Origin of the sequence: Pseudogemmobacter lacusdianii (assembly GCF_030848395.1) — a bacterium.
GTDB lineage: Bacteria > Pseudomonadota > Alphaproteobacteria > Rhodobacterales > Rhodobacteraceae > Pseudogemmobacter > Pseudogemmobacter lacusdianii.
On record NZ_JAVDBT010000006.1, the window covers coordinates 55,205 to 73,143 of the forward strand.

Sequence of the window (17,939 nt, forward strand, 5' to 3'; positions counted from 1 at the left end):
CTCAATGGTCCTTACCCATAGCTTTCGCGCTGCCACTCCGCCCCACATTCCGGCGCAGATGCCGCAGATGATGCGCTGTAAGGTCTCGCAAATAGCGCGGCGGATCGCCCCTGTCCTTGGCTTGGATCAAAAGCCGCAGCCGCCACAAAGCGCCGCCCGCAAGCGTTGCAAGGCTAGCCCCCGCCGCATAGGCGCGCCCGTGGTTCTTGGTGAAATAATGCAGTCGCGAGTCGAGCCAAAAGCGCGGAATGCGCGGCCAGCTTTTCATCCCCGTCGAGACCGAACCGATGTGCATCACCCGACTTTCCACAACGTAATCTGTGGGATAGCCAGCCAAGGCCGCACGGCGGCAAAGGTCGGTTTCCTCGAAATAGAGAAAGAAGCGCTCGTCAAAAAGGCCGATCTGATCCAGCACGGATTGGCGCATCATCAGGCTGGCCCCGGCAAGCCAATCGACACGGGTCGTCTCGGTTGGGATCGGGCGTGCCACGATATGGCGGGCCAGCAGCTTTGAGACCGGGCCGAAGCGAATTTGGCCTTCGAACTCGGAGAGGATCGAGGGGAAGCGGAAGGCAGTGCGATGCGGATCGCCCTCCGGCCCGTGGATATAACTCCCGGCAAAACCCGTGGCGGGGTGGGTTTGCAGATGGGTCAGCAGCGCGCGGATCGCATCCGGCGCGGGGAAGGCGTCGGAGTTCAAAAGGTAGACATAGTCGGGCCTGCTGCCATCGGGCATCCCGGCGCGGATGCCGTGATTGTTGCCCGCCCCAAAGCCGCCGTTGCGGCCCGATTGCAGCACCCGCACCGCCTGCGGCCCCTTGTCCCAACCGCGCGCCACAACCTCGGCGCTGAGCCGCTCGAACGAGCCATCGCCGCTGTCATTATCAACGATGGTGAGCGCGCCTTCCACGCCTTGCAGGGCGGTCAGCGCCGCCTCGGCCGCGCGCAGGGTCATCTCGGCGGTGCGCCAATTGAGGATGATCGTCAGAAGGCCCGCCATCTATTCCGCCGCCTGCGCCATGGGGGCCGGGGTCTCGGCCCGCTCGATCACGCCGCGCATCTTGGTGGCAAGGACGCGGACATTGGGTTCCAGCACCATGGAATCGTGATCTCCGGGCACTTCAAAGACCTGCAAAGCGGGGGCAAAGCGGGTGAGGTCATTGTCTTCAAAGACATATTCCTTGGCCGAAGAGACCCATGCCCCGCCCGAGACCTTCCAACGCAGGTCCAGCGGCGGGCGGAAGAGCACGGTGGCGCCTTGGCGCAGGCGCAGATCATAGCGCGGCAAGGCACGGCGGAAGGCGGCCTCAATCGCGGCATCGTGGAAGGCAACCTCGGCTTGCGCCTGCGGGGCTTCAGCCTGTTGACGCTTCCATGCGGCGCGGGCACGGGCCCATTCCAGCAGATACCCCGGCCCCTTGGCGCGCAGCTCTGCCAGTTTAATCAAGGCCTTATCCTTGCGGCTGAGACTGGGCCGCAGCGGCAAAGGCGTGTCGAGCAAGATGACCAAAGGCACCTCTTCGCCTGCGGCTTCCAACTGCCGCGCGATCTCCCATGCGATCAGCCCGCCCCCCGAGAAGCCACCCAAGAGATAGGGGCCTTGCGGCTGCACCTGCCGCATCTCGGCGATATAATCGCGGGCGGCGGCGGTGAAATCGTCATGCGGGGTGTCGTCGCCCAAAAGCCCGCGCGCTTGCAGCCCGTAGAAGGGCCGATCGCCGCCCAAAAGCTGGGCGAGATGGCGCAGGTTCAGCACATTGCCGAACATGCCCGCGACCAAGAAGAAGGGCGCTTTCGCCCCGCCCTCGCCCCGGTGCATCGGCACCAGATGGGTGAAGCGGCGCGCCGGGGTCGTGGGACGCTCGGCCTCATCCTCGGGCGTGCCGATCTGATCGGCGATCAGCTTGGCACAGGCGGCAATGGTCGGCGCCTCGAACAGGATCGAGATCGGGAATTCGACGCGGAAGGCCTTTTTCACCATCGAGAAAAGGCGCACCGCGATCAGCGAATGACCGCCAAGGTCGAAGAAACTGTCCTCAACCCCGACGCGGGAAACGCCGAGGAGCTCTTGCCAGAAGCCAACCAACCGGCGCTCAATCTCAGTCTTCGGCTCGACATAGGCGCTGTCGAGATCGGGGCGCTCGAAGCTTTGGCTTTCCGCGCGCGGGGCTTCCGCCCCAGCGGTTTGGCGCACCAAAGCGGGCAGGTCGAGCGAAGAGAGGATGACTTGCGGGTTGCTGAGGCCAAGCGCGCGGGCAAAGGCGCGGGCGCCCTCATCAGGCCGGATGCCTTGGCTGAAACTGTGCATCAGCCGCTCTTCCGCTGGGGAAAGCGGGCGGGCGGTCTCATCAAATTCCAAAGCGCGGGCGTCCGGCGCGGGGAAGGAAAGCGCACCCTCCAAGCGGCGGATGGTGAAGCCTTTGATCTCAACGCAGACCTCGCCCTCTGGCGTGGCAAGGGTGATGTCAAAGCTGGCGGTGGGGCGATCCGCGCTATTGGCGGCGGCATTGCGGATATGGCTGAGGATGCGCGCGGGCAAGGCGCGATAGGCGCGCAGGCTGGTGTAAGAGACCGGCACCCAAAGCGCATCGGGGCGGTAGCCTTGGATCAGATCCATCGCCCAGCCGGTGGCCAGATCCATCAGCGCGGGATGCAGAAGCCAGCCATTTTCAGGCTCTAAATCAAAGGATTCGGGCAAGGAGAGCTCTGCCAGCCCTTCCCCTTGGCCTGTCGTGCGACTGGTCAAAACCCGCCAGCGCGGGCCGAAGCTAAGATGCGCTTCCTGCGGGCTTTGCAGCCCCTCGCCCCGCTCGGGCGCGGGCAGACGCGCCGCAATTGCGCTGGGATCGATGCTTGGCGCAGCCGCGCTTAGCGGCAAAAGCCGGGCCGAGGCATGCTGCATCCAGCCCCGCCGACCTTGCAGCTCTTGCGCGGAATGCAGGTCGAAACCATAGCCCTCATCGCTGCGCGTCAGGCGGGCGCGGATCTCGCGGGCCTCGCCCTCGGGGATGTTGAGCGCGCGGAAGAAGGTCAGATCGCGCAGCTCAAAACCGCCCGCCTCGCCTTGGGCGCGCCAAGCCTCGGCGGCGAGTTCCAGATAGCCGGTGCCGGGGATCAAAGCGGTGCCGTCCTTGGTGCGGTGGCCGTCCAGCACCCAGCGGTCAAAGCCGATCTTGGCGGCGAAGATGCGGTTGCCAGCGGCGTCAAAGCCCGCCTCATCCAGCATCTGCGCCTTGATCGGCAGGCGCGGGGCCAAGGGGCGACCGACGCGATCGGCAAGGCTTTCTGCCGCCATGCCAACCCCGGTCCAAATCCCCCAATTCAGCGCCAAGACCTTGGTTTTGCAGCCCTTCCGGCTTTTGGCATAGGCATTGAGATATTCATTCGCCGCCACATAATCGATCTGACCAGCGGGGCCGGTGACGGTGGAAGTCGAGGCAAAAAGGATCAGATGGGCCAGCGTTCCATCCGGGAACAGCCGCTCAAGCACTTGAGTGCCGTGGAGCTTTGGCGCAAAGACCTCTTCCACCTCGGCCGGGGTTTTCGCCAGCAACGGCCCGTCATCGACCACGCCCGCGGCATGGATCACCATATGCACCGGGCCAAACCGCGCCTCGCCAGCGTCGCGGGCGGCCTGCATCTCGACAAGGTTCGCCACATCGGCCTGCGCGATATGAAGCGTGCCACCAAGCGCTTCCAGCCGTTGCAAAGCAAGGATGCGGCGGGCGGTGGGATCATCGGGGCCGAGGTTGGCCAGCAGACGCGGCCAGTCTGCGCGGTCGGGCATCGCACGGCGGGCGATCAGGGTGATTTTGACGCCGTGGCGGCGGATCAGATCCTCGGCCAAAGTCAGGCCAATGCCGCCAAAGCCGCCGGTGATCAGCACATGCGCGCCTTGCGGCAGATCGGTTTCCGCCTTTGGCAAGGGCGCGGGCCGCAGGGTCAGCCCGTAGCGCCGCTCGCCGCGCAATGCGGCGAAGGTCGGCGTCGAGATCAGCTCTTCAAGGATGCGCTCGACAAGGGGCGCTTGGTCCTTCGGCAAGGGGCCAAGGTCAAGACTGCCGGTCACCAGCCCCGGCACCTCGCGCGGGATCACCCGCAGCGGGCCAAGCACCATGGCCTTTTCAGGATAGGGCAGCGCCTCGGCCTTCACCTGAGCCGCCCCGGTGGTGAGGGTGGTCAGATGGATCGGGCCAGAAAGCCCTTCATCAGCAATGGCTTGGGCCAAGAACATCAGGCTGTAAAAGCCCTGCTCAATGTTGCGATGCAGAAAGCTTGAACCGGGGCGGAAGCTTTCCCGCGAAGTCACCAGCCAGAAATGCGCAATCCGTTGCGGCGTCAGATCACGGGCGACAAGATCGCGGATCAGAAGGTCATAGCCCTCCCGGCCCCGTTCGGGCGAAAGGATGTAATCGCTGCCCTTGCGGGCGAAAGTGTCGCCAGCATGGACAAGGGTGACTTTATGCCCAGCCTGCCGCAGCCGCGCGGCGCTGGCGGCGGCAAGGCCGGTCTCATCGGCAAAGAAGAGCCAGTTTTGAGGCGCTAGTTCGGGCAAATCTTCCAGCTCGGCGCTGGTGGTCTCGGGCTTCCAATGCGGCCGCCAACCCCATTGGCCAAGATCCTCGATCCGCTCGGGCAGAGGGTCTTCCTGCGGGGCCGAGGCCACACTCGGCTCAATGAAATAGGGTTTCTTTTGAAAGGCATATGTCGGCAAAGGCACCCGCAGGCGACGTTTGCCGCCCCAGATCGGCGCCCAGTCCACCTTGACGCCGCAAGCCCAAAGCCGCGCGATCGTGGCGATGTGCCACGCATCATCGGCCATCTTCTGCTCGGGGTGCCGCAGCGCCGCGATCACTTGCCCCGCCGCAAGACCATTCGCCTGCGCCAGCGACGACAGCGCCCGGCCCGGGCCCATCTCCATAAAGACCCGGCCGGGTTGGGAAAGGCTCTCCATGCAGGCGCGGAAATTCACCGTATTGCGCAGGTGCTGCACCCAATAATCGGGGCTGGTCGCCTCCGCCGCCGTGAGCGGCTGGCCGGTGCGGTTGGAGACAATCGGCAGCTGCGGTGCGTGCAGGGGGATCGCCCGCAGATAGGCGCCGAAGCGTTCCAAAATCGGCTCTAACATGCGGCTATGGGCGGCAATGTCGATCGCGATGCGCTGCGTCTCAACCCCTTCGGCGCTGAGCTGCGCGGCCAAGGCCTGCAAGGCAGCATCGGGGCCAGAGACCACGCATAGCCCCGGCGCATTGACCGAAGCCATGTCGAGATCCGGGTTTTCGGCCATCCGCTCTCGCAGCACGCTTTCCTCCAGCGGGACCGAGAGCATGCCGCCCGGCGCTATGCTGTCGAAAAGCTGACCGCGCAGAAGCACAAGGCCGATGCAGTCTTCAAAGTTCATCACCCCCGCCAAGGCGGCGGCGGTGTTCTCGCCCATCGAATGGCCGACCAAAGCGCCGGGCGTCACGCCCCAGCTTTCGTAAAGCTTGGCCAGCGCAAATTCTGTGATCATGATCAGCGGCAGCTGAACGGAGGGGCGTTTCAGCGCCGCATCCGCCGCAGCCTCGGCCCCCGGCTCAGGCAGCCAAAGCGCGCGGATGTCATAGTCAAGCTGCGGCTCTAGCACCGCCAAACCCCGGTCCATCCAATCGGCAAAGACCGGCTCGGTCTCGTAAAGGTCGCGCGCCATGCCAGCATATTGCGCGCCGCCGCCGGGGAACATGAAGATGACCTCGGGCGCGGTGCCGAGATGGTCATGGTTAAAGACCCGGCGCGGATCGGCCCCTTCCAGAAGGCTTGCGGCCTGCCTATGGCTCTCGGCCACGATCACCCGGCGCTTCTCGAAAGCGCGGCGCCCCTCTTTCAAGGTCCAAGCCACATCGGCCAAGCTTTGGTCCGGATGGCTGCGCAGATGCGCCGCAAGCCGGGCGGCTTGGGCATCAAGCGCCGCTTTGGAGCGGGCCGAGATCACCAAGGGCTGGAACGGCCAATCGCTGTCCTCGGACGCCGCCCGCAAAGGTGCCTCTTGCAGCACCGCATGGGCATTGGTGCCGCCCACGCCAAGGCTGTTCACCCCGGCGCGGCGCAAGGGCGCATGCCATTCCGTCAGGCGATCATTGACCCGGAAAGGACTGGTCTCGAAATCAATCGAAGGGTTCGGCGCTTCATAGCCCAAAGAGGCCGGGATCTGCCGATGATGCAGCGAGAGCGCCACTTTGATCAGGCTCGCCACCCCGGCGGCGGTGTCGAGATGCCCGATATTGGTCTTGACCGAACCAATGCGGCAGGTGCCGACAGTCTCGGCGCTTTCGGCAAAGGCTTGGGTCAGCGCGGCGACCTCAATCGGGTCGCCCAGATAGGTGCCGGTGCCGTGGCATTCGACATAGCTCACCGTATCCGCGCTTACCCCGGCGATCATCTGCGCCTCGGCGATGCAAGCCGCCTGACCATCGACCGAAGGTGCGAGATACCCCGCCTTCGCCGCGCCATCATTGTTGATCGCCGAGCCCTTGAGGATCGCCCAGATATGGTCGCCGTCCCGCACAGCATCCTTGGCGCGGCGCAAGACCACACAGCCCGCGCCGGAGCCGAAAACCGTGCCTTGGGCGCGGTGGTCGAAGGCGTGGCAATGACCATCGGGCGACAGGATCTCGCCCTCTTGATGCAGATAGCCGCGCGCATGGGGCAGTTCGATCGTCACGCCCCCGGCCAAAGCCATATCGCATTCGCCCGAGAGCAAAGCCTGCGCCGCGTAATGCACCGCCACAAGCGAGGTCGAACAGGCGGTCTGCACATTCACACTCGGCCCCTTAAGGTCAAGGATATGGCTGACGCGGGTCGAGAGGAAATCCTTGTCATTGCCGGTATGGCGCAGAAGGAACATGCCGGTCTGATCGACCAGATCGCGGTTTGAACAGAGGTTGAAGTAGAAATACGACCCCATGCCGCAACCGGCATAGACGCCAATCGCGCCCTTAAACGCCTCGGGCGGGTGGCCCGCGTTCTCCAATGCCTCCCAAGCCACCTCGAGGAAATGCCGGTGCTGGGGATCAAGGATCGCGGCCTCTTTTGGCGAAAAGCCAAAGAACTCGGCATCGAACTCTTTGAACCCCTCAAGCACCGCCGCCGAGGGGACGTAATTCGCCCGCCGCATCCGGGCCGGAGTTTCCCCCGCCGCCAAAAGCTCGGCCTCGCTCAGCACCCGGATCGATTCAACGCCCCCAGCAAGGTTCTGCCAATAGGCCGCGATATCCGGCGCCCCCGGCAGATGCGCCGCCATGCCGACAATCGCAATGTCGGTCTCACTCAGGCCGGAAACATCGGTCGTCGGGGTCATCCAAAACGTCCTTGCGGTCTGCCTCAGCGGCGCGAATCTCAAAGGCACGGCCGCGCCTTAGTTCAAAGAGCCAAGAGGCCGGGGCAAATTAACTTATTTTAACTCAATGCGATACCCAAAGCCCCCCGCCTAGGTGATCTTGCCTAAAGCGAAGACAATGCCGCTTTGGCACCGCAAGATGCAGGGGGATGCCTGTGCAGAATGGGCAATAGAGCTACCAAAACCCCGCGCCGCCGCCGCGCATCATGCGGATTTGCGCCTTTATGTAGACAATCAAATCAAAGCCAAAGCCGATGACCGCGATGGGAAGTCGCTTCAAAGACGCCCGCGCAAGCCGCTTGACCAAGAAATGCAGCGGCACATAGCCTTGCGGAAAGCGCGGCAGGCGCGCGGCCAAAACCCTGCCAAGCGCCTGAGGGTCACTGGCCAAAAGCCGCGCCTCGGCCCTTGGCTTTGACGCCTCGGTCAGATGGGCAAACAGCGCCGCATTGACCGCCGAGCCGATCACGATCCGCTCTTGATGGCGGATCAAAGCGCCAAGGCTGCGCTCTGAGGCATAGATGTGACGCACGCCTTCGGCGCCGTCGATCCGGAAGACATCCTCGGGCGCGGTCAAGTTATCCGTCAGCACCATCGCGCGCAGATAGCCATCCTCGACCGGCAGGCCGATCGGCAGACGGAAGCGGCGGGCGCGGGCGGCTGGCATGGCGTAAAGCTGGCCACAAATCGCTGTGCGCCAATCATCAAGCCCGCCCGAGGCTTTCAACGCCAGCTTCTCGACCAAGGTCTTGGCCCCGCGCAAAGCGGTGTCTTTGACGGGCTGGCTGCTCAGCACCCAAAGCTCAGGCCGCGCGCAAAGGCCTTGGATCAAGCGTGCCAGAACATCGCGCTCCAGCATCTCAATGTCGGCATCGGCGAAGATCAAGATCTGTGCATCTCGCCGCGCAAGCCCGCGGGTAAAGCGGTTCCAAGTGCGGCTTTTGCCGCCCTCGGCCAGCTCGGCCACCTCGGCTCCGGCGGCGCGCGCCTGCGCGGCGGTGTCATCACGGCAACCATTGGCCAAGACCAAGATCCGCAGATCGACCCCATCGGGCAGCCTCTGCGCCTGCACAAAGCCCAGCATCTGAGCGATGCCCGCGGCCTCATTATGGGCAAAGATGCCAAGATCCACTTTGATCATCGCAGCACCGCTTGCACCGGCACCAAGGGCGGCACGGCGGCTTTGCGCGCGGCCCGCATCTGCTCGGCCTGACCGAGAAGCGCGCCGGCCATCAGCCAAGTCAGCGGCACCATCGTGCCATTGGGCAACAAATCCAAAAGGTTGCAGGCGAAGATCAAAGCGAGGCCCGCCAGCTCAAGCGAAAAGCGCGCGCCGCGTGCCAAGGCCTCGCGGCCCAAAAGCGCCAAGGGCAGGCACAAAAGCCCAAAGGCACCGATATAGCCAATCCAGCCGAAACTGCCGATTTGAATGATCCAAGCGCCATCGGCAATATTCATCCGGCCCGTCATTGGATCCAAAATGAAATTACGATTATAGCCGCCCCAGCCAAACCAAGGCCGCAAGCTGGCGCGGTCCAACAGCAATTCCTCATTCACGATACGGAATTGCAAAGACCACGCCCGGTCGGCCGAGACACTGCGCGCAAGGTCCAAAATGCTGTCCAAAGGCACCAAATGTGCGCTGCGCAGCAAAGGATAGCTGATCACCACAAAAGCCAGTCCCGCTGCCGCTAAGACCTGCCAACGCGGCGGCGCCAAAAGCAAAAGCGGCAAGAGCATTGCCGCATAGACCAACACGCCCACGGTTTTACAGATCACCAGCATCAGCAGCAGATAGAGCATGACCATCAGCTGACGCGGCCGCGCCTCGGCCGGGCCAAGCCGCAGAAACACTGTCGCCGCGCCAAGGCACAAAAGCGCCAACATCGCGACCCATAGCCCATGCGGCAGAAAGACCACCGGGCGATAGCCGCCCTGCCGGATGGTCTGGAAGAAATCGTGCTGAAAGAAGCCGTAAACCCAAACGTTCATCTGCGGCGAAAGCCGGCTCTCAATCAGCATCGGCAGCGAATAGGCCAGCCCCGCGGCGACCAAAGCCGCCAAAAGAGCGCGCGCGGCCTGCGGCCTGGCCAAGTAGTGCCGGCCAAGGAAGAGTGGCAGCACATAGATCAGGTGATTGGCCACCGCCGCGATGCTGTCATAGATCCTCATCCCCGGCAGGCCTGCGCCCAAAGCCCCCTCGGCGCCCGGCCGCACAGGCGGGATCGGATCGGTATTGGTTAAAACGGTGAAGAAGGGCGACAGCACGAAAAGCAGCATCAAAATCTGTCCCAGCCGACCGGCGGGCATCAAGCTGATCCGGTCGCGCAGCACAAAGACCGAGATCGCCAGCGCCACCAAGATCGGCAGCGAATCCTTGGTGAAATCCGGCACCACCGGCAGGTCGATCGCGGTCGCGGGCGGCAGCACCAAATAGCCCGCCAGCACGGTCCAAATCAGCGCAACGCCCGGATCCAGCTTGCGGTAAAGCAGCCAGACCACCAAGGGCCAGCTGAGCAACACCAAATAAGCGAATAGATTTGGATCAGACACTTACCGCACATTCCTTGGTCAGGCCCTGCCTCTTTATACGAAATCTTCGATTAAAGTTGGAAACAATGTGTTGCGGCCTCAACCGGGCCGCCAGCGTCGCGGTCCGGCAAGTTTTCAGTTAACTATTTCGCCGAGGAGATCGCCAATGCATTTCGATTTTGGCATGACACGGCTGCGCATTACCCACTCGGCCGCCGCTTTGGTGCTGGCGGATGCGGCCTTGCGGCTGAAGCAGGGCCGCGGCTTTGGCTTGGCGACGATTAACCTTGATCACCTGGTGAAACTGCGGCGCGATCCGGCCTTTCTAAAGGCCTATGCGGCGCAGGATTTCGTGGTGGCAGATGGCAATCCCATTGTCTGGCTGGCACGGCTGGCGGGCCATCAGATCGGCTTGGTGCCGGGGTCTGATCTCATGCTGCCGCTGGTGCAAGCGGCGGCGGCGGCGGGGCGCCCGGTTTCAATCCTTGGCTCGACCGAACCCGCGCTTGAGGCGGCAATGCGCCGCTTGCAAGCACAGGTTCCGGGCTTGCAGCGCGGCCTGCTGATCGCACCTCCGATGGGCTTTGATCCCGAAGGCCAAACTGCGCATGAGGTCTTGCAGCTTTTGGCCCCCTTGGGCGGGCTTTGCTTGGTGGCCCTTGGCGCGCCCAAGCAAGAGCGGTTGGCCGCATTGGGGCGCAAGCTGGCGCCTTCGGTCGGCTTTGCCTCGATCGGCGCAGGGGTGGATTTCGTCGCTGGCACACAAAAGCGCGCGCCGCGCTGGATGCGCGCGATTGCGATGGAATGGCTGTGGCGCGCCCTGTCCTCGCCGCGCCGGCTCGTGCCGCGCTATGCGACCTGCGCCGCAATCCTGCCCGGCCAAGCGCTGCAAGCCTTGCGCCAAAGGATCACCGCAGAGCGGCAACCCGGCTAAGCCCTAAGCCTGCCTCATTTATATTCAATGAGCCGCGCCTTGCGCCCGCGCCAGCGATCCCAGTGAAAGCGGAGCACGCCCCAAGCTTCGGGGAATTTCGCCAGCACCGTGAAGAGTGCCGCCTCAGCCCCGCACCGCCCCTCGTCCCGCCAGCGCCATGCCAGCCGCAGCATTTGCAGCGGCCAAAGGAGCAGCACTAAAAGCCCCGCCGGGCACCCGATGAGCGCAAAACCCATGCCCAGCAGTGCCGCAAAGGGCAGCGCTGCGCCCCATAAAAAAGCGCGCCGCGTTTCGGCCTGCCAATGCCGCTCGGGACCGGCGCCATGCAGATGCGCGCCTTCGGCAAAGGCATATCCCGCGCGCTGGCTGCGCTTGGCCCATTGGCCAAGCCGGGTGATTGCAGCGTCATGCAGGGTCATCTCGACCGGCAGCCGCCAAATCTCGCCCCCTTTGGCCCGCAGCCGCAGGCAAAGCTCAGGCTCTTCGCCGGCGATCAGATCTTCGCGGTAACCGCCCACCGCTTGCACGGCCGAGAGCCGCATCAAAGCATCGCCACCACAGGCCTGCGCGCGCCCGACGGGCGTGTCCCATTCACGGTCGCAGAGCCGGTTGTAGACCGAGGCCTCGGGCGCAACCTCACGCCGCCGCCCACAGACGACGACCGCCGCCGGATGGTCAACAAAGCCCTGCAAGCCCGCCGCAATCCAGCCCGGCTGCAGCTGACAATCGCCGTCAAGAAACTGCACAAACCCCTCGCCTTGCAAAAGCGCCAGCCCGGCATTGCGCGCCCGGGCCGCCGTGAAGGGCTGCGCCATATCCAGCGCCACCACCTCGGCCCCCGCCGCCTGCGCCGCCGCGACCGAGCCGTCGGTCGAGCCGCTGTCGACATAAACCACCCGCCGCACCTGCCCTTGCAACGCCGCAAAGCAGGCCAAAAGCCGCGCGCCCTCATTGCGGCCGATCACCACGGCATCGACATCGCGCGGGCCGGAAGGGGGGGAAATAGGGCTCAGCATGCGCCGCAGCTTAGGCGCAACGCAGGCGCTTTTCCACCGCCTCGGCAGGCGCTTTCGGCGGGTTCGGCGGGTCCCAGAATTGGGGCCTCAGGCTTTCATTTGAACGCTTGATCTGCTAAGAATTGCCGCATCTGGGCGGGGGCCTGGACAGGGGAAAACGGCCTTGCGCAAGCAGGGCTGGCCAGCACTCAAGCGTATGTCCGGTGCGATGTCACCGCAGGGTGGCAAGGTGAAACCGGCCGGCGCTTTTGGCGCGCCCGCCCCTGCGACAAGGCCCTCTGACAGAATGGTCAGACACTACATATTGGGTCCAGAACGGGATCTAGAGGAATACAAGGGGCACATCTTGACGTCCGGCAGTGAGGCAGGTGACGGCTCCAACGCAAGCTCCCGCGCCCGCGCGGGGCATGTTTCGGTATTCCGCACGGGCCAACGCTCGCCCCAAGTCTCGATCACATTGGACCAACGCACGGGGCGCGAGGTCTTTCATTCGAACATGGCTTTGGCGCGATTCAACCCCGGTCGGGTTTGGGAGTCGCTGACCGAAATCACTCCGGATCCGCAATTTCTGGATGGAAACGGTTTGTTCTCAAATCCGAGCACAAGCCCCGCGACCGCCACTTTTGACATCCTGCGCACCCGCGTTTTGCAAACCATCGCCAAGCAAAAGTGGAGCCGGATCGCCATCACCTCACCGACGCATGGCTGTGGCAAATCCTTCGTCGCGGCCAATCTGGCGCTGTCGATGGCGCGGCTGCCCTCATGCCGCACGGTGCTTTTGGACCTTGAGCTACGTGACCCGCAATTGGCGCGGCTTTTCGGCCAAAGTGATGTCGGCGCTTTGGCCGAATTTCTGCAAGGCGAACAGCCGCTGGAAAGCCAGCTGCGCCGCCTCGGGGCCAATCTGGCGCTTGGCTTGAACGGCGCACCGGTCTCGCAAGCGTCCGAGCTGTTGCACGGCCCCGATTTCCCGCAGGCCATGTCCAATCTGCGCGAGCTTTTGGAACCTGACCTCATCTTGATCGACACCCCGCCCGCCTTGGGCAGCGATGATGTCCTTGCCCTTGCCGCCGAGGTTGATGCCGCGATCTTGGTGGTCGATGGCAAGCTCACCACGGCCGAGGATGTCCGCGCCTGCGAGCGGCTCTTTGACGGCCGACTGCCGCTTTTGGGTACGGTGCTAAACCGTGCCCAAGACCGCGCCACCGAACGTTACGCCTATGGGCAGCGGAACTGAGCGATGGGCCATATCCAAAACCTTGAAGATCTGCTGATTTTCCTGCGCCGCCGCTGGCTTTTGATCTGCATCCTCAGCCTGATCGGCACCGTAGCAGCGGGCGTTTTCGCCAAAACCCGCCCCGACACCTATGAGGCCTTTGCCGCCATCGAGGTGCAGGGCCAGCAATTGTCCAGCGCCGATGCCTCGGGCTCGGCTCGGCTTTTGCAATCAATCGAGCAGCGGCTCACCACCCGCGAAAACCTTTTGGCGGTGATCGCGCGGCACGGGCTTTACACCGATATGCCCGCGCTTTCCGATGAAGAACGCGCCACCCTTTTGCGCCTGAGCATCTCATTTGAGGGCATCGCAGCGGTGGGCGACGGCGGTTACGGCAGCCCGCCGCAGTTGTCGGCGATCATCATCAAGGCCAGCGATGGCAGCCCCGATCTGGCCGCCCGCATCGCCAATGATTTCGCGCAAGGCGTGCTCGACATGTCCTCGGCTGGCAAGCTCGATCAGGCCCACGACACGCTTAACTTTTACCGCGAGGAAGAGCGCCGGATCTCGACCGAGATCGAAACGGTCGAGGCCGAGGTGGCCCGCTACAAAAACAGCCATGAGATTGCGGGCCTTGCCACGACCCAGCGCGACGAAATCGCCGCGATTGAGGATGACCTGCGCCGTCTTGAGCAAAGCCTTGTCGCGGCTTTGGAAGAGCAGCGCCCCTTGGCCGCGAAAACCACCCTGCGCGCCACCGAACAGCGCCGGATGCAGGAGTTGGACAATCAAATCCGGGTGCTGAACGAACAAAAGGCTGCACTGATCGAGCGCCGCGAAGCGCGCGCCAGCGCCTTGGCCGCCCAGCCCGAGGTTGAACGCGCCTTGGCGGGCTACCAGCGCCAGCTGGATCAACTCGGCGACAGTCTCAGCGTGGTGACCGCCCGGCTGACCACCGCCGAGACCGAGGCCAAGCTGATCGAACGCCAGCAAGGTCAACGCTTTGCGCTTTTGGACCGCGCCACCATTCCTGCGCATCCCGTCGGCTCGGGCGGCAAGAAGCTGGTGGTGGCCGGTGCGATGGCCAGCCTGCTTGGCGCGGTGGCTTTGGCCTTTGCGCTGGACATGCTGCGCCCTGTGCTGCGCACCTCGGCGCAGATGGAGCGTGAGCTGGGCCTGCGCCCGATCGTGGCGATCCCCGAGCTGAAGCAGGCGCAGCCCCGCACGCGGGACATGGCAGCGCGGCGCGCTTTGACCAAGCTCAGCGCGGTCCCGGTGATGGTGCCGCTCTGCTGCGGTCTGGCAGCCGCGCTGTTCGTCGCGGCCGCGCTGATCTAACCGGGCATCTCCTTCGGGACTTGGGCGCGCCGGGATCGCCGGTTAGCAGCCCGTCCCCTTCACCACGACCGAGACCGTGCGCCGCAAGATCCTAAGATCATTGGCAAAAGTGACATCGGCCTCATAAGCCCCGTCATAAAGGCTGCGCGCTTGAAAGCTGGTGCGGTTGCGCCCTGCGGTCTGCCAAAGCCCGGTCAGCCCTGGGCGCAGTCGGTAATAAGCCGTGCCGTCATACATCGCGCGCTGACACAGCATCATCGGACGCGGGCCAACCAAGCTCATCTCACCGCGCAGCACATTCCACAGCTGCGGCAGCTCATCCAAACTGGATTTGCGCAGGAAGGCGCCAAAGGGCGTAATCCTAGGGTCGCTTTGCAACTTCTGGCTCAGATCCCATTCCGCCCGCGCCGCCGGATGGGCGGCCAAATAGCTCTCCATCCGCTGATCGGCATCGCGCACCATGCTGCGCAGCTTCCACATGCGAAACGGCTTGCCGTCCTTACCGACACGCATTTGGCTGTAAAACGGACGCCCACCATCCCGCGCCACCAAGCAAGCGGCCACGGCCACCACAGGCAAGACCACCGGCAAAGCCACCACAACCGCAGCCAGATCAAAAAGCCGCTTCAGCCCAAGGCGATACGGACCAGCCTTTTGCGGCACGGCGACCACCCGCTCGGCCTTTTGGAACGGTGCCGCCTCAAACAGCGGCTCCGCAAGACTGGGGGTTCCAAGCGCTACGGGAACGTAAGTTTTGGTCGCGAAATTCACCGGCACATAATTCATTGCCCCCCGCTCAGAAGCGGCGGTCGTGGCCTTATTCAAAGCTGGCTTATGCGCCACAGCCGGGCCTAAAGGCCCCAAGGAGTTGGGCGGAAAAATAATGGCCATTGTCAGCTCCGCAACAACAATAAGACTTTAAAAACCATGAAAAAATGAGCACGACGGACCGAAGCCAGCCTTAGAAAGTCAGTTGGTAAGCAGCTTAGGCAGAACATTTCTTGGACCTTTGGCAGGGCCCCCCAAGCACATATTTTACCTGCTGCGCCCAGCGCTTGACCAGACGTCAGCTCAAGGTCGCGCCACAAACTTGACACGATTAGGGCCAAGTTTGGTCCCGAAGTTGACGCGCGGACCGTCGGACACCGGCACGCATTCTATTTAGGTTGCGCAAGAGCCGCCGGATCGGCTTCGGGCTGTGAAACTGATTCGCGACCGCGCCAAGCCTTATGGGCCTCGGCCCGGAATATTTGCGCCGCCCAAAGCTGCGCAGCACTGTTTCCCATAGCGCTGCAATCAAGGAGATCGCCAGAGGAATGGGCGCCGCCGCAAACGGTAATCAGCTGGCCCGTCGTGACGCGGGCACAGCCTGCGGCCCCTCTGAGACTGACGGTGCCAAGGGTTTGCGGCGGGTCAGCACCAAACGGCGCAGGCCGTAAGCGAAAAGCACGCAAGCTCCGGTCAGGATATAGGCCACCAAACCCAGCGTCAGCGATTGCCAGACCATGCCCACCGCCACGCCAACCAGCGTTGCCCCTGCCACCGCCACCGCAAGCGTTCCTGCTAAAGCCATAACTCCCCTGCCTCCGTCAGCGCCAAATTCGACCATCCCTCAACTGGAAAACCGCCTCATCGCGCGGCACACAGCTTGCCGCTCTGCGCAGAAAACCAACGGCTGCACGCCTTACACGCCTGCAGAAATGCGCAGGCCATCATGGTGTGTTAATAAGTATGAATATGTCAGAAAGACTTCGGACGGCGCAAGCACGGTCAATGGCTATCGCCGCGGCCCTCATCCAAGCTTTCGCGCAAGATCGCGGTCAGATATTCACCATAGGCGTTCTTTCCGAAAAGCTCAGCTCTTGCCGCCAGCTGCGCGCGGTCAATCCAGCCCTGACGGTAGGCAATTTCATCGGGGCAACCGACTTGCAGCCCCTGCCGCTCCTCCAAGGTGCGCACGAAATTACCCGCATCCAAAAGGCTGCCATGCGTACCAGTGTCGAGCCATGCAAAGCCCCGCCCCATCCGCTCGACCTGCAGCGTGCCTTCCGCACGGTAGATCTCCAAAAGATCGGCAATCTCCAACTCGCCCCGCCCCGAAGGCACCACCCCCCGCGCCAGACGCGAGGCGCGACCGTCGAGATAGTAAAGCCCGGTCACCGCAAAGTTCGAAGGCGGCACTTTGGGCTTTTCAATGATCGCTTGCACCGTGCCATCGGCGGCGAAATCCACCACACCGTAACGTTCGGGGTCAGCGACGTGATAGCCAAAGACCGTGCCGCCCTCGGCCCGCGCATCCGCCGCCGCCAGCATCTCGGGCAGGCCATGGCCGAAGAAGATGTTATCGCCCAGAACCATGGCCGAGGGCGCACCGTCCAGAAAATCCTCGGCCAGCAGATAGGCCTGCGCCAGCCCTTCGGGTCGGGGCTGCACGATCCATGTCAGGCTCAGCCCCCATTGGCTGCCATCGCCCATCAGCCGCTGGAATTGCGATTGATCCTCGGGCGTGGTGATCATCGCAATCTCGCGGATCCCCCCCAGCATCAGCACCGAAAGCGGGTAATAGACCATCGGCTTGTCATAAACCGGCAGAAGCTGCTTTGAGACGCCCATGGTGATCGGGTAAAGTCGGGTGCCAGAGCCACCGGCAAGGATAATGCCTTTACGCGCAGTCATGCGTTCAACTCCCGCAAAATCTCGGTCAATCCGGCGCGCCAATCGGGGCGGCGGATCCCAAAAGCCTCGGTAAACCCTGTGCAATCCAGCCGTGAATTGGCCGGACGACGGGCGGGCGTGGGGTAGGCCGAGGTGGGGATATCCTCGATCCGGCAAGCCAGCCCCGCCTGCGCCATGATCTCCCGCGCGAAATCCGCCCATGATCTGTCGGGCGCCCCGGCGAAATGATGCGTGCCACCCGCCGCCCCGTCCGCCATCGCTTTTGCGGCCACCAAAAGCGCATCGGCAATCGCCGCAGCAGGCGTCGGCCCGCCGATCTGATCGGCCACCACATTCAGGCTCTCGCGCGAGGCCCCAAGCCGCAGCATGGTCTTGACGAAATTCGCCCCGTGCGCCGACACCACCCAGCTGGTGCGCAAGATCAGATGCCGCGCGCCGCTGTCACGCACGCCGATCTCTCCCACCAGCTTGCTGCGCCCATAGGCCCCCAAAGGCCCGGTCGGATCTTGCGGCTGGAAAGCCCGCAAGCCGCTGCCGTCAAAGACGTAATCGGTGGAGAGGTGCAAAAACGGCAGGCCCAGCGCGGCACATCGCTCGGCCATCGCTGTGGGCGCTTGGCCATTCACCACCTTCGCCGCAGCCTCCTCGGCCTCGGCCGCATCCACTGCCGTCCAAGCGGCGGCATTGATCACCGCATCACAGCCTTGGATCTGCGCCGCGCAAGCCGCGGGGTCCATCAGATCCGCCCGGTCGCGGCCCAGAAAAACGGCGCTCACACCGGCGGGCAAGCGCCGTGCCAGCTCGGTTGCCACCTGCCCGCTTTGGCCAAAGACCAACAGACGCATCGCCGCC

General features: G+C 63.8%; 12 protein-coding genes. 3 read left to right on the forward strand and 9 right to left on the reverse strand.

Annotation, left to right across the window (positions count from 1 at the left end; genetic code table 11):
* Position 1: 1 nt before the first annotated feature.
* The 4 genes from Q9295_RS07570 to Q9295_RS07585 form a co-directional block, all read right to left on the reverse strand.
* On the reverse strand, positions 2-1,000 hold the full coding sequence (locus Q9295_RS07570) for a glycosyltransferase family 2 protein (RefSeq protein WP_306679928.1): 999 nt from the start codon (positions 998-1,000) through the stop codon (positions 2-4).
* Positions 1,001-7,336, reverse strand: coding sequence for a type I polyketide synthase (locus Q9295_RS07575; protein WP_306679929.1), 6,336 nt, complete (start codon positions 7,334-7,336; stop codon positions 1,001-1,003).
* A gap of 214 nt (positions 7,337-7,550) precedes the next feature.
* Complete coding sequence (locus Q9295_RS07580; RefSeq protein ID WP_306679930.1) at positions 7,551-8,516, reverse strand: glycosyltransferase family 2 protein; 966 nt, start codon at positions 8,514-8,516, stop codon at positions 7,551-7,553.
* Positions 8,513-9,928 (reverse strand): hypothetical protein, encoded by a 1,416-nt coding sequence (locus tag Q9295_RS07585; protein ID WP_306679931.1) that lies wholly within the window; start codon positions 9,926-9,928, stop codon positions 8,513-8,515. The genes Q9295_RS07580 and Q9295_RS07585 overlap by 4 nt, the downstream gene beginning before the upstream one ends.
* Before the next feature lie 145 nt (positions 9,929-10,073).
* Between Q9295_RS07585 and Q9295_RS07590 the strand changes: the two genes are divergently transcribed.
* Positions 10,074-10,841, forward strand: coding sequence for a WecB/TagA/CpsF family glycosyltransferase (locus Q9295_RS07590; protein ID WP_306679932.1), 768 nt, complete (start codon positions 10,074-10,076; stop codon positions 10,839-10,841).
* Positions 10,842-10,855: 14 nt separating this feature from the next.
* On the opposite strand, the gene Q9295_RS07595 is transcribed toward Q9295_RS07590, so the two are convergent.
* A complete protein-coding gene (locus Q9295_RS07595) occupies positions 10,856-11,857 on the reverse strand; it encodes a glycosyltransferase family 2 protein (protein ID WP_306679933.1) in 1,002 nt (333 codons plus the stop codon).
* A gap of 346 nt (positions 11,858-12,203) precedes the next feature.
* On the opposite strand from Q9295_RS07595, the gene Q9295_RS07600 reads away from it, so the two are divergent.
* Both Q9295_RS07600 and Q9295_RS07605 read left to right on the forward strand, forming a co-directional pair.
* Positions 12,204-13,094: a CpsD/CapB family tyrosine-protein kinase gene (locus Q9295_RS07600; protein WP_306679934.1), complete on the forward strand. Its 891-nt coding sequence runs from the start codon at positions 12,204-12,206 to the stop codon at positions 13,092-13,094.
* A 3-nt stretch (positions 13,095-13,097) separates the two neighbouring features.
* Positions 13,098-14,411, forward strand: a complete 1,314-nt coding sequence (locus Q9295_RS07605; RefSeq protein WP_306679935.1) for a GumC family protein — start codon at positions 13,098-13,100, stop codon at positions 14,409-14,411.
* A 42-nt stretch (positions 14,412-14,453) separates the two neighbouring features.
* Here Q9295_RS07605 and Q9295_RS07610 read toward each other — a convergent pair whose 3' ends face one another.
* The 4 genes from Q9295_RS07610 to rfbD form a co-directional block, all read right to left on the reverse strand.
* Positions 14,454-15,302: a sugar transferase gene (locus Q9295_RS07610; protein WP_306679936.1), complete on the reverse strand. Its 849-nt coding sequence runs from the start codon at positions 15,300-15,302 to the stop codon at positions 14,454-14,456.
* A gap of 448 nt (positions 15,303-15,750) precedes the next feature.
* The gene (locus Q9295_RS07615; RefSeq protein WP_306679937.1) at positions 15,751-15,984 is read right to left on the reverse strand and encodes a hypothetical protein; all 234 of its coding nucleotides are present in this window, start codon (positions 15,982-15,984) and stop codon (positions 15,751-15,753) included.
* A 197-nt stretch (positions 15,985-16,181) separates the two neighbouring features.
* Positions 16,182-17,087 (reverse strand): glucose-1-phosphate thymidylyltransferase RfbA, encoded by a 906-nt coding sequence (gene rfbA / locus Q9295_RS07620; protein WP_306679938.1) that lies wholly within the window; start codon positions 17,085-17,087, stop codon positions 16,182-16,184.
* Positions 17,084-17,932, reverse strand: coding sequence for a dTDP-4-dehydrorhamnose reductase (gene rfbD, locus Q9295_RS07625; protein WP_306679939.1), 849 nt, complete (start codon positions 17,930-17,932; stop codon positions 17,084-17,086). Before rfbD ends, rfbA begins: the two co-directional genes overlap by 4 nt.
* Between the last annotated feature and the right edge of the window lie 7 nt (positions 17,933-17,939).